Source organism: Streptomyces sp. NPDC034670, assembly GCF_055574875.1.
In genome coordinates this window covers 1-25,025 of the sequence record NZ_JBVITR010000029.1, presented here as the reverse complement: position 1 = coordinate 25,025, position 25,025 = coordinate 1, and the positions used below count along the sequence as shown (strand labels likewise).

Annotated in this window: 19 protein-coding genes and 2 pseudogenes; 17 read left to right on the top strand and 4 right to left on the bottom strand. The window is 72.5% G+C overall.

Going from position 1 to position 25,025, the window contains the following annotated elements; genetic code table 11:
• Positions 1 to 176 precede the first annotated feature (176 nt).
• Positions 177 to 710 carry a TerD family protein gene (locus ACZ56B_RS19765; protein ID WP_468791737.1) on the bottom strand — a complete coding sequence of 178 codons (534 nt, stop codon included), beginning with the start codon at positions 708 to 710 and terminating at the stop codon, positions 177 to 179.
• Between the two features lie 156 nt (positions 711 to 866).
• On the opposite strand from ACZ56B_RS19765, the gene ACZ56B_RS19760 reads away from it, so the two are divergent.
• The 3 genes from ACZ56B_RS19760 to ACZ56B_RS19750 all read left to right on the top strand — a co-directional run bounded on the left by ACZ56B_RS19760 (position 867) and on the right by ACZ56B_RS19750 (position 3,166).
• The gene (locus ACZ56B_RS19760) at positions 867 to 1,472 is read left to right on the top strand and encodes a YdbC family protein (protein ID WP_468791734.1); all 606 of its coding nucleotides are present in this window, start codon (positions 867 to 869) and stop codon (positions 1,470 to 1,472) included.
• A 107-nt stretch (positions 1,473 to 1,579) separates the two neighbouring features.
• Positions 1,580 to 2,239, top strand: a complete 660-nt coding sequence (locus tag ACZ56B_RS19755; RefSeq protein WP_468791731.1) for a histidine phosphatase family protein — start codon at positions 1,580 to 1,582, stop codon at positions 2,237 to 2,239.
• A 12-nt stretch (positions 2,240 to 2,251) separates the two neighbouring features.
• Positions 2,252 to 3,166, top strand: coding sequence for an ADP-ribosylglycohydrolase family protein (locus ACZ56B_RS19750; protein WP_468791728.1), 915 nt, complete (start codon positions 2,252 to 2,254; stop codon positions 3,164 to 3,166).
• Between the two features lie 435 nt (positions 3,167 to 3,601).
• Here the strand turns inward: ACZ56B_RS19750 and ACZ56B_RS19745 are convergent.
• Positions 3,602 to 4,465 (bottom strand): annotated as a pseudogene (locus ACZ56B_RS19745) (MFS transporter); the annotation flags it as partial.
• On the opposite strand from ACZ56B_RS19745, the pseudogene ACZ56B_RS19740 reads away from it, so the two are divergent.
• The 3 genes and pseudogenes from ACZ56B_RS19740 to ACZ56B_RS19730 form a co-directional block, all read left to right on the top strand.
• A pseudogene (locus ACZ56B_RS19740) lies at positions 4,458 to 4,781 on the top strand (TetR-like C-terminal domain-containing protein); the annotation flags it as partial. The pseudogenes ACZ56B_RS19745 and ACZ56B_RS19740 sit on opposite strands and share 8 nt — an antisense overlap.
• Positions 4,782 to 4,862: 81 nt before the next feature.
• Positions 4,863 to 5,564: a ribonuclease HII gene (locus ACZ56B_RS19735; RefSeq protein WP_468791725.1), complete on the top strand. Its 702-nt coding sequence runs from the start codon at positions 4,863 to 4,865 to the stop codon at positions 5,562 to 5,564.
• A gap of 68 nt (positions 5,565 to 5,632) precedes the next feature.
• The gene (locus ACZ56B_RS19730; protein WP_468791722.1) at positions 5,633 to 6,262 is read left to right on the top strand and encodes a hypothetical protein; all 630 of its coding nucleotides are present in this window, start codon (positions 5,633 to 5,635) and stop codon (positions 6,260 to 6,262) included.
• A gap of 221 nt (positions 6,263 to 6,483) precedes the next feature.
• Here the strand turns inward: ACZ56B_RS19730 and ACZ56B_RS19725 are convergent, their stop codons facing one another.
• Positions 6,484 to 7,098 (bottom strand): hypothetical protein, encoded by a 615-nt coding sequence (locus ACZ56B_RS19725; protein ID WP_468791719.1) that lies wholly within the window; start codon positions 7,096 to 7,098, stop codon positions 6,484 to 6,486.
• A gap of 375 nt (positions 7,099 to 7,473) precedes the next feature.
• On the opposite strand from ACZ56B_RS19725, the gene ACZ56B_RS19720 reads away from it, so the two are divergent.
• The 10 genes from ACZ56B_RS19720 (at position 7,474) to ACZ56B_RS19675 (ending at position 21,959) form a co-directional block, all read left to right on the top strand.
• Positions 7,474 to 9,633, top strand: a complete 2,160-nt coding sequence (locus ACZ56B_RS19720; RefSeq protein ID WP_468791716.1) for a RecQ family ATP-dependent DNA helicase — start codon at positions 7,474 to 7,476, stop codon at positions 9,631 to 9,633.
• 265 nt (positions 9,634 to 9,898) lie between these two features.
• Positions 9,899 to 10,912: an ABC transporter substrate-binding protein gene (locus ACZ56B_RS19715; protein WP_468791712.1), complete on the top strand. Its 1,014-nt coding sequence runs from the start codon at positions 9,899 to 9,901 to the stop codon at positions 10,910 to 10,912.
• A 39-nt stretch (positions 10,913 to 10,951) separates the two neighbouring features.
• The gene (locus ACZ56B_RS19710; RefSeq protein ID WP_468791709.1) at positions 10,952 to 11,926 is read left to right on the top strand and encodes an ABC transporter permease; all 975 of its coding nucleotides are present in this window, start codon (positions 10,952 to 10,954) and stop codon (positions 11,924 to 11,926) included.
• Positions 11,919 to 12,983, top strand: coding sequence for an iron chelate uptake ABC transporter family permease subunit (locus ACZ56B_RS19705; RefSeq protein WP_468791706.1), 1,065 nt, complete (start codon positions 11,919 to 11,921; stop codon positions 12,981 to 12,983). Before ACZ56B_RS19710 ends, ACZ56B_RS19705 begins: the two co-directional genes overlap by 8 nt.
• Positions 12,980 to 13,738 (top strand): iron ABC transporter ATP-binding protein, encoded by a 759-nt coding sequence (locus ACZ56B_RS19700; RefSeq protein WP_468791704.1) that lies wholly within the window; start codon positions 12,980 to 12,982, stop codon positions 13,736 to 13,738. Before ACZ56B_RS19705 ends, ACZ56B_RS19700 begins: the two co-directional genes overlap by 4 nt.
• 195 nt (positions 13,739 to 13,933) lie before the next feature.
• Entirely contained in the window at positions 13,934 to 15,640 is a 1,707-nt protein-coding gene (locus ACZ56B_RS19695; protein WP_468791702.1) for a DUF4192 domain-containing protein, read from the top strand.
• Between the two features lie 259 nt (positions 15,641 to 15,899).
• A complete protein-coding gene (locus ACZ56B_RS19690; protein WP_468791700.1) occupies positions 15,900 to 16,658 on the top strand; it encodes an NUDIX hydrolase in 759 nt (252 codons plus the stop codon).
• A 1,479-nt stretch (positions 16,659 to 18,137) separates the two neighbouring features.
• Positions 18,138 to 19,025 (top strand): FadR/GntR family transcriptional regulator, encoded by an 888-nt coding sequence (locus ACZ56B_RS19685; protein WP_468791698.1) that lies wholly within the window; start codon positions 18,138 to 18,140, stop codon positions 19,023 to 19,025.
• Between the two features lie 422 nt (positions 19,026 to 19,447).
• Positions 19,448 to 20,977 (top strand): RNA polymerase sigma factor, encoded by a 1,530-nt coding sequence (locus ACZ56B_RS19680; protein WP_468791696.1) that lies wholly within the window; start codon positions 19,448 to 19,450, stop codon positions 20,975 to 20,977.
• A gap of 160 nt (positions 20,978 to 21,137) precedes the next feature.
• Positions 21,138 to 21,959, top strand: a complete 822-nt coding sequence (locus ACZ56B_RS19675; protein ID WP_468791694.1) for a S1 family peptidase — start codon at positions 21,138 to 21,140, stop codon at positions 21,957 to 21,959.
• A gap of 149 nt (positions 21,960 to 22,108) precedes the next feature.
• On the opposite strand, the gene ACZ56B_RS19670 is transcribed toward ACZ56B_RS19675, so the two are convergent.
• Entirely contained in the window at positions 22,109 to 22,339 is a 231-nt protein-coding gene (locus ACZ56B_RS19670; RefSeq protein WP_468791692.1) for a DUF7455 domain-containing protein, read from the bottom strand.
• A 440-nt stretch (positions 22,340 to 22,779) separates the two neighbouring features.
• On the opposite strand from ACZ56B_RS19670, the gene ACZ56B_RS19665 reads away from it, so the two are divergent.
• Positions 22,780 to 24,903: a DNA gyrase/topoisomerase IV subunit B gene (locus ACZ56B_RS19665; protein ID WP_468791690.1), complete on the top strand. Its 2,124-nt coding sequence runs from the start codon at positions 22,780 to 22,782 to the stop codon at positions 24,901 to 24,903.
• Positions 24,904 to 25,025: the final 122 nt, after the last annotated feature.

Sequence of the window (25,025 nt, the reverse complement as noted above, 5' to 3'; positions counted from 1 at the left end):
TCTCCCCTCCCCCCCCCCCCCCCCCCCCCTCCCCCCCCCGAGCCCCCCTCCCCCCCCCCCCCCCCCCCCCCCCCCCCCCCCCCCCCCCCTCGGTGCCGTGACCGGCCGGCGCGGCGCGCACGGGGCCCGGCCGGTGGGCGGAGGCGGACCGGCCGGGCCCCGCCGCCCGTCCCGGTTCACGGCCGGCGCGGCGCTCCCATCGTGCGGGCGAAGGCCTCCGGATCGCCCTCGAAGCCCTGGACGCCGGGACGGAAGGTCCAGGCTCCGGAGCCGTCGCGGACGAACTCCGCGACCGTCGCCGCCGTGGCCCCCGGGACACCGCCGAAGTCGTCCTCGGCCAGGACGGTGTACCCCTCGCGGATGCGCAGACCCGGGTTGCCCACACCGGAGAACGTGCGCCGTGTCCGGTGCTGCTGGACGACGACGCCGACCACCACCCTCGCGTACCGCGCGTCGAGCCGGTCCAGCTCCAGCGTCATGACCTCGTCGAAGCCGAAGCCCTGGCCGTCCTTGCTGTCCCGGTTGAGCGTGATGGTGCCGTCGGGGGAGCGGCTGTCGAAGTGCACCACGTAGGCGGGGTCGCCGTGCGGGTCGCTCGCCGGGTAGGGCGCGGCGACGAGATCCAGGTCGGTCGACGGCTCCCCCGAGGGACTCGGGTCCCACCGCAGTGCGATCTCGACCTTGCGGATGCCCTTGCTGAGGCCGTTCACCAGTCTTCCCCTTCCCCGCGACCGTCCTGCCGCTCACCCCGAACGCCGGGCGGTCCCGGCGGGTTGTCCATCCTGCCACGCACGCGGTGACGCACGGGGGGAAGCAGGCCACCCGAGGGTGACCGGCGCCACGCCCCCTGGCCTTACGATGGCGCAGTGCTGGTCAAGTGGATTCGCTGCACCGTGGTGGACCGCCGCGGGTTCGAGCGGGGGCAGCGGAAATGGGCGGGGCTTCTGGGGGAGCCGGGGTTTCGCGGGCAGGGCGGGGGCTGGAGCCGGGGGCGGCCGGACGTGGCGCACGTCTTCTCCTTCTGGGAGAGCCGCGCCTTCTACGACTCCTTCATGGCGCGCTCCCACGACCGGCTCGCCTCGGCCCAGTCGGGCACCTTCAAGGACGCCCAGGTCAGGCTCTTCGACCACCGCTTCGACGTGAAGACCGGTTTCGAACCGCGCTTCACCGACGCCGACCTGCTCAGGGCGGCACTGTGCCGGGTCCGTGAAGAGCGGGCGGAGCACTTCGTGCTGATGCAGGAGAAGGTCTGGAACCCGGCGATGGCCGGCTCGCCCGGGATGGTGCGCGGACTGTTCGGCGAGGCGCCCGGGAACGAGTTCCTGGTGCTGTCGATGTGGCAGTCCGCGGCCGAGCACGGCAAGTACCGCACCGAGAGGGTGGAACGCCTCGCCCTGCGGGCGCAGACGGAGGCCGACGTCGTGGCCCTCACGGGAGACGTCGTGGACATGGAGCCGGCCTGGACGGTCTGATCACCGGACGCACCGGGGACGCGCCCTGGTGCGGGACCGGTGTGACCTACGCCGTAAGGGACCCGCACGATTGCCCCTCGGGCCGTCACCCGATCTAGGGTTTCGGCATGGCACGACCACGGCGCATCGTCCTTGTCCGGCACGGCGAATCGACGGGCAATGTCGACGACTCCGTCTACGAGCGCGAACCCGACCACGCCCTGGCCCTGACCGAGCGGGGCTGGCGGCAGGCGGAGGAGACGGGCAAGCGGTTGCGGGAACTGTTCGGCCGTGAACGCGTCAGCGTCTACGTCTCCCCCTACCGCCGGACGCACCAGACGCTGAAGGCCTTCGGCCTCGATCCGGGGCTCATACGGGTGCGCGAGGAGCCGCGGCTGCGCGAGCAGGACTGGGGCAACTGGCAGGACTGCGAGGAGGTGCGGCTGCAGAAGGCCTACCGGGACGCCTACGGTCACTTCTTCTACCGCTTCGCCCAGGGCGAGTCCGGAGCCGACGTCTACGACCGGGTCGACGGCTTCCTGGAGAGCCTGTTCCGCAGCTTCGAGGCCCCCGACCATCCGCCGAACGTCCTGATCGTCACGCACGGGCTGGCCATGCGGCTGTTCTGCATGCGCTGGTTCCACTGGACCGTGGCGGAGTTCGAGTCGCTGTCGAACCCGGGGAACGCCGAGACGCGGATGCTCGTCCTGGGGGAGGACGGCAAGTACACCCTCGACCGGCCCTTCGAGCGCTGGCGGGACCCGGAACCGTACGGGATCACCGGATAGAGTGGCAGGGCGATGACCGCTGATTCCCCTTCCGCTTCCGCCGGGCGCCTGGCTCGCGCCCTGGGCAGCCTGCGCGGGCTGTCGGTGGGGGACGCGCTCGGCTCGCAGTTCTTCGTTCCGGTGAACTACCCGCTGCTCAAGCGCCGCGAGCCGCCCGACGGGCCCTGGCAGTGGACCGACGACACCGAGATGGCCTGTTCCGTGGTGGCCGTCCTGGCCGCCCACCACCGGATCGACCAGGACGCCCTCGCCCGGTCCTTCGCCGACCACCAGGACTTCGACCGGGGGTACGGTCCCGCCGTCGGCCGGCTGCTGAGACTGGTCCGGGAAGGGGGCGACTGGCGCGAGCTCGCCGCCGCCCTCTTCAACGGACAGGGTTCCTGGGGCAACGGCGCCGCGATGCGGATCGCTCCGCTGGGCGCCTGGTACGCGGACGATCCGGAACAGGCCACCCACCAGGCGGAGATCTCGGCCTACCCCACCCACCAGCACCGCGAGGCCGTGGTCGGTGCCATGGCGGTCGCCGCGGCGGCCGCGCTCGCCGCCGCGCCGGGCGGGCCGCCCGGCGCGGAAGCCCTTCTCGACGGGGTCGTCGCACTGGTGCCCGCCAGGAGCGCGGTCGGCGCTGGGCTGCGCCGTGCCCGGGACATGCTCGACTACGGGGACGCGACGACCGTCGCCGCCGTGCTGGGCTGCGGGCGGCGCACCACGGCCCATGACACCGTGCCGTTCGCGCTGTGGTCGGCCGCCCGGGCACTGGGTGACTACGAGCGGGCCTTCTGGACGACCGCGCAGGTGGGCGGGGACGTCGACACGACCTGCGCCATCGTGGGCGGGGTGGTCGCCGCCGGGAAGGCGGGAGCACCGCCCGCCGAGTGGACCGACCGGACCGAGCCGCTGCCGGACTGGGTGCCGGCCGCGGCCTGAGGGCGGGTCGGCCGGGCCGGCCCGGGCCGGGAGTCGCCCGAAGGGTGCCGGTGAACCACGGGGCGGGCAGGGCGAACCCCGCCGTCGGGAACTCTCCGTACACACCGGGAACTCTCCGTGACCGCCGCGCGTTGTCGGGGCATCCGCTGTGTGATCCGTGAGATCCGGTACGCGCGGGCGGATCGCCGGAAGAGTCGTCGAAGAGTGCCGTCGGGGGTGACCGTGAGGGGGCTGTTCGCCGTGCTGCTCGCCCTGAGGGCCGCGGTGATGAGGTCCGGCGCCCCGGCCGGGGCGCCCGGGCGGCGGTGCCGGTGCTTCGGGCACCGCCTCCGGTCCGTCCGGCGCCGGTCGGACGGGACCCGGCCCGGCGCTCTCCGACCGGTCCTCGGGACCTCCGTCGGTGAGCTGCCGGGCCGGGCCCGCGGTGTTACCCCGTCAGCCGATGCCCGGACCGGCCGAGCCGGAGAGGGCCTCCAGGTCGCTCCTGCGGACCCGGACCACCAGCCAGGCGGTGGCCAGGGCCAGTACGGCCATCGCCGCAGCCGGGACGAAGGCCGCCGATATGCCCTGTGCGAGCACCTCGTCCCCCCAGGGGGCGGGCAGTTGCCGCGTCTGTGCGAACTCGGCCTTCTGCTCCGGTGTTCCTTCCGCGAGGAAGCCCGGGACCTGCTTCTGCGCCTCGTCCCTGCTGGCCGTGCCGAACACCGTCGTCAGGAGGGCCAGTCCCACCGACCCGCCCACCTGCTGGGTCGCGTTGAGCAGCCCGGACGCCGCGCCGGCCTCGTGCTGGGCCACCCCGGAGACCGCGGTGAGCGTCAGCGTCACGAAGTTCAGGCCCATGCCGAAGCCGAAGACCAGCATCGGGCCGAGGATGCCGCCCACGTAGGAGCTGCCGGAATCGATCAGCGTCTGCCAGGCCGGTCCGGTCGCGGCGAGCGCCGACCCGATGAGCATGAACGGCTTGGGTCCGAGGACGGGCAGGAACCGCTGCGACAGGCCGGCCCCGAGCGCGATCACGACCGTCACCGGCAGGAAGGCGAGACCGGCCTCGATCGGGCTGTACCCGAGCACGTTCTGCACGAAGAGAACGATGTAGAAGAACATGCCGAACATCGCCGCTGCCAGGCTGAGCATGATCGCATAGGTGCCCGAGCGGTTGCGGTCGGCGAACATCCGCAACGGGGTGATCGGCTCCCTGGCCCGGGACTCGATCAGCGCGAAGGCCGCCAGCAGCACCACGGCGGCCGCGAACGAGCCGATGGTCACGCCGTCCCGCCAGCCCTCGTCCGCCGCGCGGATGACGATGTTCTCCCGGTCGGGCCTGGCGGTGCGTGCGGTGGTTCACGAGTGCGACACCGCGCAGGCCGAGCGCTTCCACGGCGTGATCTTCGAAGGGGTCGTGGAGCCGACGCTCAGAATGTTGCACGAAGTGATCGAGCGAGGTGTCGAGCGGGGAGAGGTGCGCCCCGACGCCGCGAACGGATATGTCTTCGACGCCATTCCCGCGATGATGATGTACCGCTCCAAGATGTGCGGAAGCGAATGGGCGGATGCCGACCTGGAGGAGATGATCGACCAGTTGATGATTCCGCTGCTGCGGCCGGACGGCTCCTGACCGGGGATCCGCCGGAGCGGGGTGCCGCTCGGGGAGCCGGGGTGTCGCGGGCCGTTCCGGGCGGCGTACGCTATGGGCGCCATGCCGTACGAACCACCCACTCACACCGTCGAGCGCTCTCTCCGCGCCACGACCGGGGCGAAGATCATTGCCGGTGTCGACGAGGTGGGGCGCGGCGCGTGGGCCGGACCCGTCACCGTCTGCGCGGCGGTCACCGGACTGCGTCGGCCTCCCGAGGGGCTCACCGACTCCAAGCTCCTCACCGTCAAGCGGCGCGCCGAACTCGCCGAGACACTGCGGAGTTGGGTGACGTCGTACGCGCTCGGGCACGCGTTCCCGGACGAGATCGACGACCTCGGGATGACGGCCGCGCTGCGGCTGGCGGCGGTGCGTGCGCTGGAGGCGCTGCCGGCCCGGCCCGACGCGGTGATACTCGACGGCAAGCACGACTACCTCGGCGCGCCCTGGAAGGTCCGTACGGTGATCAAGGGCGACCAGTCGTGCGTGGCGGTCGCGGCGGCTTCGGTGATCGCCAAGGTCCAGCGCGACAAAATGATGGCCGAACTGGGTGCCGACCATGCAGACTTCGGTTTCGCGGACAACGCCGGGTATCCGTCGCCCGTGCACAAGGCCGCGCTGGAGGTTCGGGGCCCCACCCCGCACCACCGGCTGTCGTGGGCGTATCTTGATGCGCTGCCCCGGTGGCGGCACCTCAAGAAGGTCCGCGGCGGGGCGGGCGGAGGCGTTCCGGGGATCGAAGGTCAGCTCGGCTTCGATTTCTGACCGTTCCGCTCGCACTCATGTGCCACCCGGCGGCGCGAGCCGTACCAGTGTTTGATAAAAATCAGCTCATGCCTCTCATTCCCGAGGAGCCTCAGATTCACGAGAGTGCCCAGGGTCCCCGCGCCACTCCGGCCAGTGGCCGCACCGCGCCGACCCCTCGCCCCGTCCCCGGTCCCCGCCCTGCGGCTCCGTCGCGTCCCGGTCGTCCCGGTCCGCCGCGGCCCGCGCCGCCGGCGCAACGCGCGCCGCGCGACACGGCCGCCCCGGCCAAGCCCGGCCCTTCGGGCCCGGCGGCGCCCGCCGGAGCCACTCCGCAGATCCAGTTGATCCCGGCCTCGGCCCAAGGGGCGCTCGACGCCGCCGAGGAGGCCGTGGACCTGCTGCTGGACTCGGGTCGCGCCCCCGGCGACGTGCTGGTGATCACCACCGGTGAGCCGCACCCGTGGGCCACCCACGAACTGTCCTTCGGCGAGGCCTCCTACTGGGCCCAGCACGATGCCGGTGACGACGTCTTCTACACGGACGCCGGCATCGCGGAGCGTGCCGGCGCGCGGCCCGTGGTGGTGGTCGCCGTCAACGGCGGCTCCCACGACACGGCGGCCTCCGCCCTGTCGGTGGCCCATGCCAGGGCCGGTGCCCTGCTGATCGTGTGCGGCGACCCGCAGCGGATCAACTCGGTGCTCGGCGCGGGCGTCTGAGCGGGCGTCACGAAGCCCGGGCGGACGCCGAGGGGTGACGCGAGCGCCGCGGCCGCGGCGCCCGCACGCTCGGGTCCCGGCGTACGCAGGACCGGCCGGGCCGATGCGCGCGGCCGTGCCGTCCCGCGCCGGGCCGGGCGCCGTACGGACGCGCCGTTCCCTTCCGCGGCCCGGCCCGCTCCGGGGAACGGGCCGGAGACGCCGGCGGCCCGTGCGCGGCGTCAGCGTGCCGCCGCGCGACGCAGGACCTCCGACGGGGCACCGCCGGTGCGCGGTGTCCGGGGCGGCGCCTCGGACGTGGCGAACGGCTCCGGCGCCGAGCCGGCGCTGGGGTGGCGCCCTCCGCGGCCCTCACCGAGCACCTGCCAGCCGTCGCGGGTGAGGGTGATGTACGCCCCGCAGCGCAGCCCGTGCAGGGTGCAGGCGTCCCGCAGCCCCCACATCCACGCGCCGTCCTCCTCGGTCCACCGTGCGTCGCCGTCGCGGCAGTAGAGCAGCACGGCGGTGCGCACCGGTGTGCGGCGCCGGAGGTCGTGCGGGATGACCCGGCGCAACTGGGCCAGCAGTACGTTGCGGAGCATCCAGCCGTCCGCGGGGGCGGGGCCGCGGGCGAACGAGGCGCTCGCCCGCAGCCGCTCGTCCGGGTCGAGCACGGCGACCACCGCGGTCGCGAGCCCGGGGTGATGCCGGGCGTGCAGTCCGCTGACCACCTCGCGCGGGTTGCGCAGCAGCGGGATGCCCGCGGCGGCCCACTCCGCGGGTTCGAGCACGCGGGTGGCGGAAGCGGCGGGCGTCGACAGCGATGCCGCCGAGGACGGAGCGAATCCGAAGGTCACGGTTCTCCCTTCGGCTACGCCCATACTGCGGGCGGGGTCGGATTCGGGGGAGCGCGCGCAACGGAGCCCTACCTGATCGGCGGACGAGCCGTGCGGGTGCGGACTTCGATTCTTCCTGTCGAACTTGGATGCGGCAACGAGCAATTGGGGCGGCGGTCCGCTATCTGGTGAAGTGCGGCTTATATCCGCACACGCTGCCACTCGGGCCGCGCACGCGTCGTTCGATCACGACACGTTCGTACGCCGGGACACGACACGTTCGTACGTCATGGGAGGGCGGATTTCCACAGGGCGCGTTCCGCAGGGGCGTCCGCGAGCAGGTCGTCACGCAGGGTGAGGTGGCCGATTGTCCGTGCCGTCGGGTTGCATGGGGGCATGGACGACCTGGAGCTCCGCACCGAAGCCGATGCCATCCTCGCCGAGCTCGTCGGCGCCCCGGAGGGTTCGGCGCGGTTGCGGGAGGATCAGTGGCGGGCGGTGGCGGCCCTGGTGGAGGAGCGCCGGCGGGCCCTGGTGGTGCAGCGCACGGGCTGGGGCAAGTCGGCGGTGTACTTCGTGGCCACCGCTCTGCTGCGCCGGCGCGGCTCCGGTCCGACGGTGATCGTCTCGCCGCTGCTGGCGTTGATGCGCAACCAGGTCGAGTCGGCGGCGCGGGCCGGTATCAGGGCGCGCACCATCAACTCGGCCAACCCGGAGGAGTGGGACGCCATCCACGAGGAGGTCGAGCGCGGCGAGACCGACGTCCTCCTCATCAGCCCGGAACGCCTCAACTCCGTGGAGTTCCGCGATCAGATGCTGCCCAAGCTCGCGGCCACGACCGGCCTGCTGGTGGTCGACGAGGCGCACTGCATCTCCGACTGGGGACACGACTTCCGCCCCGACTACCGCCGGCTGCGGGCGATGCTCGCCGAACTCGCCCCCGGCGTGCCGGTGCTCGCGACGACGGCGACCGCCAACGCGCGGGTCACCGCGGACGTGGCCGAGCAGCTGGGTACCGGTGCCGGCGAGGCCCTGGTGCTGCGGGGGCCGCTGGAGAGGGAGAGCCTGCGACTCGGAGTCGTCCGGCTGCCGGACGCCGCGCACCGCCTGGCCTGGCTCGCCGAGCACCTGGACGAGCTGCCGGGCTCCGGGATCGTCTACACGCTGACGGTGGCCGCGGCCGAGGAGACCACCGCCTTCCTGCGGCAGCGCGGTTTCCGGGTGGCCCCCTACACGGGGCGCACGGAGAACGCCGACCGGATGCAGGCCGAGGCCGACCTCCTGGAGAACCGGGTCAAGGCACTGGTGGCGACGTCGGCGCTGGGCATGGGGTTCGACAAGCCGGACCTGGGCTTCGTGGTCCACCTCGGTTCGCCGTCCTCGCCGATCGCCTACTACCAGCAGGTGGGGCGGGCGGGCCGCGGGGTGGCCCACGCCGATGTGCTGCTGCTGCCGGGCAAGGAGGACGAGGCGATCTGGCGGTACTTCGCCGACACCGCCTTCCCGCCCGAGGCACAGGTCCGCCAGACCCTCTCGGCTCTCGCCGGTGCGGGGCGGCCCCTGTCCGTACCGGCCCTGGAGGCGATGGTGGACCTTCGGCGCACCCGTCTGGAGACGATGCTGAAGGTGCTCGACGTCGACGGCGCGGTCAAGCGGGTGAAGGGCGGCTGGACGGCCACGGGAGCCGACTGGGTGTACGACGCCGAGCGCTACGCCAGGGTGGCGCGGCAGCGTGCCGCCGAGCAGCAGGCCATGCGCGACTACGTGAGCACGGACCGGTGCAGGATGGAGTTCCTGCGCCGGCAGCTGGACGACGAGGAGGCGGCCCCGTGCGGCCGCTGCGACAACTGCGCGGGCGCCTGGGCGGACCCCTCGGTCTCGGCGGAGGGGCTGACGGGGGCGGCGAAGGAGCTGGACCGCCCGGGGGTGACGGTCGAGCCGCGCCGGATGTGGCCGACGGGGATGCCCGCGCTCGGCGTGGACCTCAAGGGCCGCATCCCGGTCACGGAGCAGTGCTCCACCGGGCGTGCCCTGGGACGGCTCTCGGACATCGGGTGGGGCAACCGGCTGCGCCCGCTGCTGGCCGAGGGCGCGCCCGACGGGCCGGTCCCCGACGACGTCCTGCGGGCGGCGGTGACGGTCCTCGCCGACTGGGCGCGCTCCGCGGAGGGCTGGGCGTCGAACGGCCCGGACGCCCCCGCCCGGCCGGTGGGCGTCGTCGCCGTACCGTCCCTGACCCGCCCCCTGCTGGTGGAGTCCCTGGCGCGGGGAGTGGCGGACATCGGGCGCCTGCCCTTCCTGGGCACCTTGGCGTACACGGGACCGAGCGGCGCGCAGGCGGCCCGGCGGAGCAACTCGGCCCAGCGCCTCCGGGCGCTGTCCGGAGCCTTCGCCGTCCCCGGGGAACTGGCCGGCGCCCTGGCCGGTGCCCCCGGGCCCGTCCTGCTCGTGGACGACTGCACGGACTCCGGCTGGACCCTCGCCGTCACCGCTCGCCTGCTGAGGCGGGCGGGGGCCGACCGGGTCCTGCCGCTGGTGCTCGCCACGGCGGGCTGACACCCTCCCAACACCCTTTGCTCCTGAGCCTCTTGAGGGCTGCCGGGCCCTTGTCCGCGCGGAAGCCGCTCGGTGGCCTCCTCGGCGGGGCCGGAGGGGCCCGGCGGAGAGTGCATGGCCCCTGCAGCCAATCATTTAGGTAAGGCTATCCTTATTCCCGCAGGTCACCGGTTCGTCGCCGGTGACTCTGCCGTGCCCGGCCGTCCTCAGGTCCGTGCTGTGCCTCCGCGCCGTCCGCCGGCGTCCATGACCAGAAAGCAAGATCATGTCTCAGTCCCGGCCCCGTTCGTCCCGTCCCGCCCGCCCGCTGATCGCCCTCGGCGCCGTCGTCGGCTCCGTGGCCCTGCTGGCGGCCTGTTCCTCCGGCGCCGACTCCGGGAAGGCGGACGGCGCCGCGGGCGCGGAGCAGGTCACCCTGACCACCAACCTCGGCGAGAAGAAGGTCGCGAAGAACCCCGAGCGGGTCGCCGCACTGGACAACACCTCCTTCGCCACCCTGAAGGCCCTGGGCGTCAAGCCGGTCGCCGCGCCCAAGGGGCTGCTGCCGGCCACCGGGTTCGACGACTGGAAGAACGACGCCTCCATCGCGGACGTCGGCACGCACCGCGAACCGAAGCTGGAGGAGCTGAACGCCGCCGAACCCGACCTGATCATCGGCGGTTACCGCTTCGGCGAGCAGCAGGACGAGTTGGAGAAGATCGCGCCGACCATCGACATCTCCCCCTCCGACGAGGCCGAGGGCGGGTACGTCGCCTCGCTGAAGACGCAGACCGAGCAGCTGGGTGAGCTCTTCGGCAAGGAGCGGGAGGCCGCGAAGATCGTCGACGAGCTGGAGGCGGCCGAGAAGGCCGCCGTCGAGGCGACCGGCGGCGAGACCGTCTTCCTGGCCGTCGCCAGCGGCGGCAAGATCGACAACGGTGCGAGCCGCATCGGCCGGCTGGCCGAGCCGCTGAACCTGAAGAACGTGCTCTCCGCCGAGGGCCAGGAGGAGACCGCGGTCCACAACGACTCCGGTCTGGCGCCCGAGACCATCGCCGAGCTGAACCCCGACTGGATGATCGTGATGGACCGCGACGCCGCGGTCTTCAAGGGCGAGGGCGACGCGCCCACCCCGGCCAAGAGCCTGGTGGAGGGGCAGGACGCCTGGAAGAACGTCACGTTCATGACCGAGGACCAGATCGTCCACCTGCCCACGGACTTCTACGTGACCGAAGGCGCCCAGGCCTACACGGCGAGCTTCAAGCTGGTCGCCGAGGCGTTCGCCAAGGCCGCCGAGTAGTCCCGGACCACTCCTACACGGACCCGAGCGGAGGTGCGCATGCTGCGTCGGCTCGCCCTGCCCTGCGCCGTGGCGGTCGTCCTGGGACTGGTGGTGGCGTCACTGCTGACCGGCGGTTACGACATCGATCTGCACTCCCTGCTGCACGACCCCGAGGCACGGCGGATGTTCCTGATCTCCAGGGTGCCCCGCACCCTGGCGCTCGTCCTGGCCGCGGCCGCCATGGCGGTCTCCGGGGTGATCATGCAGATGCTGGTGCAGAATCGTTTCGTCGAGCCGACCACCACCGGCACGGCCGAATGGTCGGCGCTGGGCGTGCTGCTGCTCACCCTGGTGGCGCCGGGTGCTCCGGTGCTGGTGAAGATGGCGTGCGCCGCGGTGTTCGCCTTCGTCGGGTCCGTGCTCTTCCTGAGCCTGCTCGGCAGGCTCGCACTGCGCTCCCAGGTGATCGTGCCGATCGTCGGCATCATGCTGGGTGCCGTGGTCGGCGCGGTCACCACCTACATCGCCTCCTCCACCGACCTCATGCAGACGCTGTCGGCCTGGCGCTCCGGCGGCTTCAGCTCAGTGGTCAAGGGCACCTACGAGCCGCTGTGGGTGGTCGGCGCGCTGGTCGCCGTGCTGTACGTGGTGGCCGACCGGATCACCATCGCCGGCCTGGGCCGGGACATGGCGGTGAGCCTGGGCCTGTCCTACCGCCGGGTCCTGTACCTGGGCCTGGCGATGGTGGCGCTGGCCACCGGCGTGACCTCCGTCGTGGTCGGCTTCCTGCCGTTCCTCGGCCTGGTGGTGCCCAACCTGGTCTCCATGGTGCGCGGCGACGACGTGCGTTCCAACCTGCCCTGGGCGGTGCTGGGCGGTGTCGCCCTGCTGACGGTGTGCGACCTGATCGGCCGCACCGTCGTCGCCCCGCTGGAGATTCCCGCCTCGGTGATCCTCGGTGCCGTGGGGGCCGTCGTCTTCCTGAGCCTGATCCTGCGCCGGTTCGCACGAGGGGGAGCCGTCCATGCCTGATTCCGCAGCCGTTCGGGTGCCGGCCGGCCCCGGCGCCCCCGGCCCGGCGGCCCCGGGCCGTCGCCCGCGACCGGCGCCGGGTGCCCCGGAGGAGGAGCGCCGGCGCGGCCCGGATCCGCGCGTACGCCTCCTCGTGGCCGGCGCCGCCGTCGTGGTGGCCGCGCTCTGCTTCCTGTTCCTCTTCGTCAAGGGGTCGTTCGATTTCGCGATCGAGCGGCGGCTGACCCTGGTCGGCGCCATGGTCGTGGCGGCCTTCGCCCAGGGCGTGGGAACGGTCGTGTTCCAGACCGTCACCCACAACCGGATCCTCACCCCGTCCCTGATGGGCTTCGACGCCGTCTACACCTTGATGCAGACGCTGATGGTGTTCCTCTTCGGCGGCACCGTACTGGCCGCGACCGACGGGCTCGCGAAGCTGGTCGTGCAGACGGTGCTGATGGTCGCCTTCACGACGCTGCTGTTCCGCTGGCTGTTCAGCGGCCCCACCGGCAATCTCCACGTGCTGTTGCTGGCCGGTGTGGTGCTGGGGGTGGCCTTCGAGAGCCTGTCGCTGTTCCTCCAGCGCATGCTCGCGCCCGCGGACTACGACGTGCTCTCCGCGCGGCTGTTCGGCCGCCTCGGGTCGGTGGGGGCGGAGCACCTCCCGTTCGCCTTCGCCGTGTGCGCCGCGGCCGGCCTCTACCTGTGGCGGCGGCGGCACCGGCTCGACGTGCTGCTGCTGGGCCGGGACGCGGCCACCGGACTGGGCCTGAACCACCGCGGGGAGCTGACCGGCGCGCTGGTCGTGGTCGCGCTGATGGTCGCGATGTCGACGGCGCTGGTCGGTCCGATGACCTTCTTCGGGTTCACCGCGGCGCTGCTCGCCTACCAGTTCTCGGGGACCCACCGGCACGCCGTCGTCCTGCCGATGGCCTTCCTGATGGGCCTGCTCACCCTGCTCGTCGGGCAGTTCACGATGGAGCACATCGTGTACGCGTCCGGCATGCTCACCACCGTCATCGAGTTCCTCGGCGGCGTGGTCTTCCTGGCCTACCTGCTCAAGAAGGGCACCCTGTGATCGAGTTCCGTGACCTGGTCAAGTCCTACGGGGACCGCACGGTCCTCGGCCCGGTGAGCGGCCGCATCGAGGAGGGCGGCATCACCTCGCTGATCGGGCCGAACGGCGCGGGCAAGTCGACGCTGCTCACCCTGCTCGGCCGACTGGCCACCCCCACCTCCGGCACGGTGCTGCTGGACGGCACGGACGTGCACCGCACGCCGTCGGCCGAGGTGGCCCGGCGGCTGGCCGTCCTGCGCCAGGACAACCACTTCACCGCCCGGGTCACCGTGCGGGAACTCGTGGCCTTCGGCAGGTTCCCGCACAGCCGGGGACGGCTCACAGCCGAGGACCACGGGCACATCGACCGGGCCCTGGACTTCCTCGACCTGGGCGACCTGGCCGGCCGCTACCTCGACCAGCTCTCCGGAGGCCAGCGGCAGCGCGCCTACGTCGCCATGGTGCTGGCCCAGGACACCCGCTACGCGCTGCTCGACGAGCCGCTGAACAACCTCGACATCAAGCACGCGGTCCGGATGATGGAGCAGCTGCGCTCAGCCGCCGACGAACTGAACAAGACCGTGGTCCTGGTCGTGCACGACATCAACATCGCGGCCGGCTACTCCGACCGCGTCATCGCCCTGCGGGACGGCGCGATCGTCGCCCACGGCACCCCGGACGAGCTGATGGACCCCGACCTCCTCAGCCGGATCTTCGACACCCCGGTCCGGGTGCACGAGGTCGACGGCCGCCCCCTGGCCGTCCATCACCGCTGAACCGCCGGTCCGGGCACGGCGGGGCGACGGGGCGCGCCCCCGTCTGTCCCGTCCGCGCTCGTCCGTGTCCGGCGGGGCGGCGGCCGCCGGACGGCCCGCCGCCCCGCCGGGCGCGCCCGCCGTTCGTGACGTGTCCCTGATCGGACTTATCCACAGGAAAAAGCGGAGTCCTGAATTCCGCGAGATCGTCATCCCATGACGAACCACAGCGAAACGACCGGATCCTCCGAAAGCGGCGACATCCTCGGGCACGACGGGCGCGAGCACGCCGGCCTCCCGGAGCGCGAAGGGCCCGCGGACCGCACCGGATCCACCGGTTCCCGCGGGCACGACGACGAGACGGGCGGCGCACCGCGCGCCGCGGACATCACCGGCGCCGCGTACGACCACCACGGCGACGCGCAGCAGGTCACCCTGCGCACTCCGGCCGAGCTCGCCGACGCGCTGCCCTACCTGCTCGGGTACCGCCCCGAGGACAGCATCGTGCTGGTCGCCCTGCACGACAGGGACGGGCGGGGCCGGTTCGGCGGCCGCGCCCGGCTCGGCATCCCCGTGAAACCGGACGACTGGCCCCCCGCCGCCCGGCAGCTGGCCCACGGCCTGGTGACGGGCGGCGAACGCCGAGGCGCCCGGCCCGAGCAGATGGTCGTCTTCCTCTGCCGCGAACCGGCCGAGGGCGAATCCGGCCGGCAGGTCAAGGAGCGGCTGGCGCCGCTCGCCCACGCGCTGCGCCTGGAGTGCGGGGCCCTCGACGTCCCGGTGGTGGAGGCCCTGTGCGTCTCGGACGGCCGTTTCTGGTCCTACTGCTGCGACAACGAGGGCTGCTGCCCGGCCGAGGGGACGACGATGGGCCTGCCCGGGACCTCGGTGCTGGCCGCCGCTGCCACCTACGCGGGGATCCAGGTCCGCGGCACCCTGCGTGAGCTGCGCGCCAGGCTCCTGCCGTGGGAGCACTCCGCCGCCCTCGCACAGGAGGCCGCCCTGGACGCCGCCGGTGCGGCACTGATCCCCCGGATCCTCGACGCGGCGGGGCGGCACGAGGTCGCCGAGGAGACGCTGGGGCTCGCCGAGCGGGTCATGGGCCGTCTCGCCGGCGCTCCGCCCGTCACCGGCGCGCTCCCGGCGGACCTGCGGGACGACGCACTGATCGGACACGACGAGGCCGCGACGCTGATTCTCGGCCTGCAGGACCGCACGACGCGCGACCGCGCGGCCGAGTGGATGGAGGGGGACGAGGCGGGTACCGCCCTCCGGTTGTGGCGGGCCCTGGCGCGCCGTTGTGTGGGGGCGTACGGCGAACACGCGGCCGCGCCCCTCACCCTCGCCGGCTGGGTCGCCTGGTCCACGGGCGACGAGCTGGAGGCCCGGGAGGCGCTCGCCATGGCCCTGGGCGCCGACCCCGATTACCTCTTCGCCCGTCTCCTGCACCAGGCCTGCAACGAAGGGCTCGACCCGGAATCGATCCGCCGCTGCCTGCGCGAGGAGCGCGAGGAACGGGGGCAGGCCGCCTCCGGCGGACCGGCCGCGGACACCGGCGGGGCCGGCGGATGCGTGCCCGGGGACGCGGACCCCGTGGGTCCCCGGCCCACTGCGTCCGGACGGGCCGCATCCGAATGCGCGGCCCCCGGTCCGGGGGAGGCCTCCTCGCGCCACCGGCGCCGCACGCGTGCCTCCGGCCCGGGCGACCGTTCCCCTCTCCGGGTGCGGACGGAAGGGGTCCGCCGGAGCGCCGGGGTTCCGCGTCCGCGCGCGTCGGCCGGGGGCGCGCGTCCCGGAGCCGGGGACCGTACGCGTCCGGGCGGCGCACGCCCGGGCACGGCGAGGCCGGACACCGCACGCCGTCGCGGCGCTTCGCGGGGAGGCGCACGGACCGACGGCCGGGGCGGCGGAGGGGGCGAGTGAGCGAACGGGGAGAGGACGGGGAGAGCCGGTGACCGGGGCGGCGGGGCCGGGAGGCGGCCGGTCCGGCCCCGCCGCGGACGGAGTGGGGAGCCGGTGGGCTCCGGCCGGGAGCACGACCGGGCGGGACGCGGTGCCGCCGGATGACCGGCAGGATGTGCCGGCCGGATGACCGGCAGGGCGTGCCGTCCGGGGCGGAACAGCCGTCGGTGCGGTCGGTGAAGGGAGTGTTTATCGTCAGGGAGACGACTATGATCGCCGCATGCCCTACGATCCGTCAGCCTTTCCGCCCTTCGCCGTCACCGTGGACCTGGTCGTGCTGACCGTGCGCCGTCATGCCCTGTGCGCGCTGGCGGTGCGCCGGGGAGAGCCGCCCTTCCAGGGGCGCTGGGCCCTTCCCGGCGGCTTCGTACGGGCCGACGAGGACCTGGCGCAGGCGGCGGCGCGGGAACTGGCCGAGGAGACGGGGCTGCGTGTGCACGACCCGGCCGCCCCCGCCCAGGACAACGGTGCTCATCTGGAGCAGCTCGCCACCTACGGCGACCCCGAGCGCGACCCCAGGATGCGTGTCGTCAGCGTCGCACACCTGGCCCTGGCCCCCGACCTGCCCGCGCCCAGGGCGGGCGGTGACGCCAGCAACGCCCGCTGGGCGCCGGTCGAGGAACTGCTCCAGCAGGGCGGTTACGGCAGGGACGGAGAACCGGTCGCGCCGCTCGCCTTCGACCACACCCAGATCCTGGCGGACGGCGTGGAGCGCGCCCGATCCAAGATCGAGTATTCGTCGCTGGCGACGGCCTTCTGCCCGCCGGAGTTCACCGTCGGCGAGCTGCGCCGTGTCTACGAGGCGGTGTGGGGCGTGGCGCTCGACCCGCGCAACTTCCACCGCAAGGTGACCGGCACGCCGGGCTTCCTGGTGCCCACCGGCGGGACGACCACCCGCCAGGGCGGTCGTCCCGCCCAGCTCTTCCGGGCCGGCGGAGCCACCCTGCTCAACCCTCCGATGCTGCGCCCCGAGGTCTGACGCGAAGAGCGCGGCCGCGCGGGCAGGCGGCCGTGCTCGGACTCACGCTCGAACTCCAACCGGGGCAGGGGAGCACCCGGTCCACAGGACGCCCGCCGCACCGCATCGCGCATTCCTGCCGTGAGGTCGGCGTTGTGCCGGGCGGTGCGCCGGGCCGTCCCGCCCGGACGGTCCGCGGCGTCCCCGCATCCCGGGTGCCGCCGCGGGCGCCGTAGTTCGCCGCGTCGGTGAAGTCCTCGAAGGGGTGGGGCTGGTGGATCCGCGGGGTGAACGCATCGGCACCCTGTCGCGCGGCACGGACCGCAGGCCCGGACCGGCCCGCGCGCCGTCGGCCGATCCGCCGCGCTCGTGCTCGACGGGCCCGCGCGGGCCCCGTCCGCGAGGGCCGACGGCTCCACGGCATGCTCCGGGCGCACGCGGACCAGGGGGCACCGTTCCGTGCGCGACGGCCGACTCCGGGTTCTTGGCGCACCCGGCTGCGTCCCCGCGTCGCCGTCCGCAGTCCGCGCGCCGCGCGCCTCTCCGTGCCGCACGCGAAGGAGGTTCGCACCGCGCGGCGCTCCGTGCGGGTCGTGCCGGAAGGCGGCAACCGCCTCCGCGTCCAGGACGGTACCTGTGCGGAGCTCGGCGGGATCGCGTTCCGGCACGGCATCGTCGTGCACCAACACGCCGACCGAATCGGAGACATGGGACCGGTGCGGGCGTTGCCGGCTCGTCCCGTCGGCGCTCCGGCCGACGGTGGCCCGCCCGCCTCCGCAACTCTCCGGCCGGCAGGAGCCGGAGGCCCTGCGGCGGGGTGGTCCGCCGTTCCGCCGCAGCACTCGGAAGCCGGCCCGACCGCGCCTTGGACACCCGGGCGGTGCCTCCGCCTCCTTTCTCCGACCGGCCTGCCCCCCGGTCCCCTCCACCCTCTTCGTCATGAGATCCGCCGCGCCAGGGGCGTCGGTACGGCTTCCGCCGGGTACCGGCCGGATCGGGCCCGTGACGGGCTGTGCCTGTGCCTGTGCCTGTGCCTATGTCCTGGCCGCGGGCTTCTTCCGGTCCGCCGCTGCCGGATCCGCCGCGGTCGCCGTCGTGCCCGTTCCCGCCACACCCCTCGTGCACGAGGTGGTGGACGGGCCGTCGACGTGCGCCGCGACCGGATTTCCGGCGCGGGCGCGGGAAGGTCCGTCGCTCCGGCGGCCTTTCGGAGGCGAGCGTCGTCCGGAGGCGGTGCTGCGGGGGTTGCCCAACCCGTGGGCAGTGCGCTGGTGTTGTCACCGACGGTGTTGCTCCGCGCCTATCTGCCCACGATCCTGCGGAACAAGGCCCGATAATGACCGTTTATGTGCACATTGATGCGTTTATGGCAGCAACTTCCCGGGTATGGCCCGTTTCCTTCCGATAAGGCGTCAATTACGACGGGGTGAGCGATCACCCTTTCGTGTGCTTTTCACCAAAGCCCTCAAGGGAGTTGGGGACGGCGCCGACAAAAGATGCGTGAGTACCCTTGCGCACACCATGATGACCGCCGCCCGCTCCGCAGACTCCGGCCTCACGAGCCCGGGCGAACTCGACCACTACCCCTACGGCGAGGCGCCCGCCGTCGACCGCGGCGGAGCCCCTGCCTGGGAGGGGGCGGACTCGGAGCTGGGCCGCGTGAGCCGGCGCGCCGCGGGCAGCCGTGGGCGCGGGCTGCACGGCCAACTCGTCCAGCAGTTGGGTCAGATGATCGTTTCCGGCGACCTGGGTGCCGACCGTCCGCTGGTGCCCGAGGAGATCGGCCAGCGCTTCGAGGTCTCCCGCACCGTCGTCCGCGAATCGCTCCGTGTCCTGGAAGCCAAGGGCCTGGTCAGCGCGCGCCCGAACGTGGGCACGCGGGTGCGCCCCGTCAGCGACTGGAACCTGCTCGATCCGGACATCATCGAGTGGCGGGCCTTCGGGCCGCAGCGCGACGACCAGCGCCGTGAGCTCAGCGAGCTGCGCTGGACGATCGAGCCGCTCGCCGCCCGCCTGGCGGCCGGCCACGGGCGCGAGGACGTCCAGCAGCGCCTGTCCGACATGGTGGAGATCATGGGGCACGCGGTGGGGCAGGGTGACGCGCTCACGTTCGCCCGTGCCGATTCCGAGTTCCACTCGCTGCTCATCCAGGCCGCGGGCAACCGCATGCTGGAGCACCTCTCCGGGATCGTGTCCTCGGCGCTGCAGGTGTCGGGCGGCCCGGTCACGGGCTGTGAACGGCCGTACGAGGCGTCGTTGGCGCACCACGGCAGGATCGTCGACGCGCTCGCCGACGGCGACGGTGCGGCGGCCGAGGCCGCCATGCGCCAGCTCCTCACGCTCCACCCCGAAGTCGAACGCGTGGTGCCCGCTCCGCGCGAGCACTGACGCGTTCCGCGGGCGGCGCGGTCCGGTCTGCCATCCCCCTCCTGTGGCAGCGCCCGCCGACGAGCCGCCCCCGTCGGACCCCGCGGGATCGTCGACGATCCTGCGGGGTCCGACGACGAGAAGGAGGGCGCGAGGCCCGAAGAGGTGCCGCCTCCGCCCCGAATGAAAGTTTTTGCCCCTTCCTGACGGCTTCTGAATGCTTACGGGATGTGACTCGGGACACGCGGAATGGGCGTAACGCTCCCGGGGAGAACACGATGACCTAAGAGGTGACAGCCGCGGAGGAATACGGACGCCCTTGAAGGCGCTGTGCATCTCCCGGCCCCCGCCCGCACCGTCGGCCCATCCCCAAGCCGGCGGTCGGCTCCTGTCCCCCGTGGACGGGGCCGGAAGCCGTTTTCCAACGTTCCGAGAGGTTGTTCGTGTCGGCCAGCACATCCCGTACGCTCCCGCCGGAGATCGCCGAGTCCGTCTCTGTCATGGCGCTCATTGAGCGGGGAAAGGCTGAGGGGCAGATCGCCGGCGATGACGTGCGTCGGGCCTTCGAAGCTGACCAGATTCCGGCCACTCAGTGGAAGAACGTACTGCGCAGCCTCAATCAGATCCTCGAGGAAGAGGGTGTGACGCTGATGGTCAGTGCCGCAGAGCCCAAGCGCACCCGCAAGAGCGTCGCAGCGAAGAGTCCCGCCAAGCGCACCGCCACCAAGACGGTCGCGGCCAAGACGGCGACCACCCGGAAGGCCACCGCCACCGCCACGCCCGCGGCCCCCGCCGGCGATCCCGCCGTCGAGGAGGAGGCGCCCGCCAAGAAGGCGGCTGCCAAGAAGACCACCGCCAAGAAGGCGGCGGCGAAGAAGACCACGGCGAAGAAGACCGCCGCCAAGAAGACCGCCGCCAAGAAGGACGACGTCGAGCTGGTCGACGACGAGGTCCTCGAGGACACCAAGGTCGCGGAGGAGCCCGAGGGCGCGGAGAGCGCCGGTTTCGTGCTCTCCGACGAGGACGAGGACGACGCGCCCGCCCAGCAGGTCGCCGCCGCCGGCGCCACCGCCGACCCGGTCAAGGACTACCTCAAGCAGATCGGCAAGGTGCCCCTGCTCAACGCCGAGCAGGAGGTCGAGCTCGCCAAGCGCATCGAGGCGGGTCTGTTCGCCGAGGACAAGCTGGCCAACTCCGACAAGCTCGCGCCGAAGCTCAAGCGCGAGCTGGAGATCATCGCCGAGGACGGGCGCCGCGCCAAGAACCACCTCCTGGAGGCCAACCTCCGCCTGGTGGTCTCCCTGGCCAAGCGCTACACCGGCCGCGGCATGCTCTTCCTGGACCTCATCCAGGAGGGCAACCTCGGTCTGATCCGCGCGGTGGAGAAGTTCGACTACACCAAGGGCTACAAGTTCTCCACGTACGCCACCTGGTGGATCCGTCAGGCGATCACCCGCGCGATGGCCGACCAGGCCCGCACCATCCGTATCCCGGTGCACATGGTCGAGGTCATCAACAAGCTTGCGCGCGTGCAGCGCCAGATGCTCCAGGACCTGGGCCGCGAGCCCACCCCGGAGGAGCTGGCCAAGGAGCTCGACATGACCCCGGAGAAGGTCATCGAGGTCCAGAAGTACGGCCGCGAGCCCATCTCGCTGCACACCCCGCTGGGCGAGGACGGCGACAGCGAGTTCGGCGACCTCATCGAGGACTCCGAGGCGGTCGTCCCGGCCGACGCGGTCAGCTTCACGCTCCTGCAGGAGCAGCTCCACTCCGTCCTCGACACCCTGTCCGAGCGTGAGGCGGGCGTCGTCTCCATGCGTTTCGGTCTCACCGACGGTCAGCCGAAGACCCTCGACGAGATCGGCAAGGTGTACGGCGTCACGCGCGAGCGCATCCGCCAGATCGAGTCCAAGACCATGTCGAAGCTGCGCCACCCGTCGCGTTCCCAGGTGCTGCGCGACTACCTCGACTGAGGTCCGGCCGCCGCGCGCGGCGGCCGGACGACGGTGTCCACGAAGGCCCGGCCCCCGTTCCGTTCCCGGGGGCCGGGCCTTCGTGCTGCGCGCGGGTGCGTCCCGCGGGGGAGCGGATCACTCTGGGTGTTCCACGATCACCCCAGTGTGAGGAGCGCGCATGCGTCGTCGTCTCGTCCGGGCCCTGGCCCGGCCTCTGGTTCTCGCGGCCGCCATGACCGTCCTGCCGGTGGCCGCGGCCGCTCCGGCGGCCGCCGACAGCATCGTCGTCGGCGGCTTCCCGGTCGATGTGGCGGAAAGTCCGTGGGTCGTGGCGCTGTCCAGCCGTGACCGTTTCGGGGGTACACGAGCCGGTCAGTTCTGCGGGGGCGTGGCGGTCGGCCGGACCACCGTGCTCACGGCGGCCCACTGCATGGGCCAGGAGGTGCTGGGGGTGTCACCGGACCGGATACCCGACCTCAGGGTCATCACGGGGCGCACGGACCTGCTCTCGGACCGGGGCCAGGAGATCGCGGTGCGCGAGACCCGGGTGAATCCGGACTACGACGGTGCCACCAACTCCGGCGACTTCGCCGTGCTCACCCTGGCCGAGCCGCTTCCCCCGAGTGCGGTCATCGAGATGGCGGGGGCGGGCGACCCCGCGTACCGGGCGGGTGCCGGAGCCACCGTCTACGGGTGGGGGGACACCACGGGCTCCGGCAGCTACGCGGGCAGTCTGCACGCGGCGCGCGTGCGTGTGCAGCCCGACACGCTGTGTGAGCAGGCGTATCCGGGGGGACCCGGCGGAACGTACCGCGCCGGGACGATGCTGTGCGCGGGAGAGACGGCAGGGGGCCGGGACGCCTGCCAGGGGGACAGCGGCGGGCCGCTGGTGGCCCAGGGGCGGCTGATAGGCCTCGTGTCCTGGGGCGCGGGCTGCGGCTGGGCGGGCAGCCCCGGGGTGTACACGCGGGTGTCCACCATCGAGCGGGTCCTCGAGTAGGCCGCTCGGTCCGGCCGAGGGGGCCGTGGAGGTCGGCCGAGGGGGCCGTGGAAGGTGTCCGACGAGCCGGGCGGCCGGCTCCCGGAAATGAGGGGGCGGCCGCCCGATGCCGGCCTGTGCCGGGCTGGCTCGTCGTCGGACGTGAGGCGTCAGCGCTCTTCGTCGGGAGCGGCCGCCCGGGGGGCGGTCAGTCGCTCCGTCTCGTCCTGTATCTCGGCGGCGATCTTCTTGAGTTCCGGCTCGAACTTGCGCCCGTGGTGGGCGCAGAAGAGCAGTTCTCCGCCGCTCAGCAGGACGACGCGCAGGTATGCCTGGGCGCCGCAGCGGTCGCAGCGATCGGCGGCCGTCAGCGGGCTCGCGGGGGTCAGAACAGTAGTCACGTCGCCTCTTCTCTAGCTCGACGAGCTGTCGTACCAGGGTCAACATCCAACCAGCCCCAAACGTTCCCGCTCGCGGCTTCTCTTCGAAAAAAATCTTCCGAGACGGCTGGGTGCTGCCGGTTGGCGGCGAATGTGCCGTAGTGCGTGTCTGATGTGTCGTACGGATTCGCGTTCTTATGGATGGTCCGCCCTCCCGGCGGGGTTGCCGGTTGTTCATGAGGACGTGCCCGGAGCCTAAATGGTTCATGCCTCCAAGGGAACGTGATGTGTGCTTCACCCCATCGAGCGATCGAACAGACATGCGATCCTCGACTAGGGTGGACTCGGGCGAGGGTGGCGTTACAACGGCTCTACCAGGCCTCTGTACCCTCTCACCGACAACCGAAGGCGCGCCCTTACCCACGAGGGCCCCACCTGAAATTCAGCGAGGAGCGAACCGCGTGACCGCCGAGACGTCCGTGCCGTCCACAGCGCTGCTGGCAGGAGCAGACCGGGACGGTTCCAACTACACCGCGCGGCACCTGCTCGTCCTCGAGGGGCTCGAGGCCGTGCGGAAGCGCCCCGGCATGTACATCGGATCGACCGACAGCCGCGGTCTGATGCACTGCCTCTGGGAGATCATCGACAACTCCGTGGACGAGGCCCTCGGAGGCTACTGCGACCACATCGAGGTGGTCCTCCACGACGACGGGTCGGTGGAGGTCCGGGACAACGGCCGCGGCATCCCGGTCGACGTCGAGCCCAAGACCGGCCTGTCCGGCGTCGAGGTCGTCATGACCAAGCTGCACGCGGGCGGCAAGTTCGGCGGCGGCTCGTACGCCGCCTCCGGCGGTCTGCACGGCGTCGGCGCCTCCGTCGTCAACGCCCTGTCCGCGCGGCTCGACGTCGAGGTGGACCGCGGTGGGCACACCCACGCGATCAGCTTCCGGCGCGGTGTCCCGGGAGCCTTCGCCGCGCTGGGTCCGGACGCGAAGTTCGAGGCCGGGAACGGGCTGCGCAAGGTCAAGAAGATCCCGAAGAGCCGCAGCGGCACGCGCGTGCGCTACTGGGCCGACCGCCAGATCTTCCTCAAGGACGCCAAGCTCTCCCTGGAGACCCTGCACCAGCGGGCCCGCCAGACCGCGTTCCTGGTGCCCGGCCTGACCATCGTCGTCCGTGACGAGTACGGGCTCGGCGAGGGGGGCAGCAAGGGCGAGGAGTCCTTCCGCTTCGACGGCGGCATCAGCGAGTTCTGCGAGTTCCTGGCCGCCGACAGGCCCGTCTGCGACACCCTCCGGTTCACCGGGCAGGGCACCTTCAAGGAGACCGTCCCCGTCCTCGACGAACGCGGTCAGATGACGCCCACCGAGGTCACCCGCGAGCTCGGGGTCGACGTCGCGCTCCGCTGGGGGACCGGCTACGACACGACGGTCAGGTCGTTCGTCAACATCATCGCCACCCCCAAGGGCGGCACCCACGTCGCCGGCTTCGAGCAGGCCGTCGCCAAGACGATGAACGAGGTGCTGCGCGCGAAGAAGATGCTGCGCGTGGCCGAGGACGACATCGTCAAGGACGACGCCCTGGAGGGCCTCACGGCGGTGGTCACGGTCCGCCTGGCCGAGCCGCAGTTCGAGGGCCAGACCAAGGAGGTCCTCGGCACCTCGGCGGCCCGCCGCATCGTGAACACCGTCGTCTCCCGCGAGCTCAAGGCCTTCCTGACCTCCACCAAGCGGGACGCCGCCCAGCAGGCGCGCGTCGTCCTGGAGAAGGCCGTCGCCGCGGCCCGCACCCGTATCGCGGCCCGCCAGCACAAGGACGCGCAGCGCCGCAAGACGGCTCTGGAGTCCTCCACGCTGCCCGCCAAGCTGGCCGACTGCCGCAGCGACGACGTCGACCGCAGCGAGCTGTTCATCGTCGAGGGCGACTCCGCGCTCGGTACGGCGAAACTCGCCCGGAACTCGGAGTTCCAGGCGCTGCTGCCGATCCGCGGGAAGATCCTCAACGTTCAGAAGTCCTCCGTGACGGACATGCTGAAGAACGCCGAGTGCGGTGCGATCATCCAGGTCATAGGAGCGGGGTCGGGACGGACCTTCGACATCGACGCGGCCCGCTACGGAAAGATCATCATGATGACCGACGCGGATGTGGACGGCTCCCACATCCGCACCCTGCTCCTGACGCTGTTCCACCGCTACATGCGGCCCATGGTCGAGGCGGGCCGGGTGTTCGCCGCGGTGCCCCCGCTGCACCGCATCGAGCTGATCCAGCCCAAGCGGGGCCAGGAGAAGTACGTCTACACGTACTCGGACCGGGAGCTGCGCGACAAGCTCATGGAGTTCCAGAGCAAGGGCATCCGGTACAAGGACTCGATCCAGCGGTACAAGGGCCTCGGCGAGATGGACGCCGACCAGCTGGCCGAGACGACCATGGACCCGCGCCACCGCACCCTGCGCCGGATCAACCTCACCGACCTGGAGGCCGCCGAGCAGATCTTCGACCTGCTCATGGGCAACGACGTCGCCCCCCGCAAGGAGTTCATCTCCAGCTCCGCGGCGACCCTGGACCGGTCCCGCATCGACGCCTAGAAGACTCATGAAGATCTTGGTGGGGGGGGGGGGGGGGGGGGGGGGGGGGGAAACACCCCCCCCCCCGGGGGGGGGGGGGGGGGGGGGGGGGGGGGGGGGTGGGGGGGGGGGGGGGGGGGGGT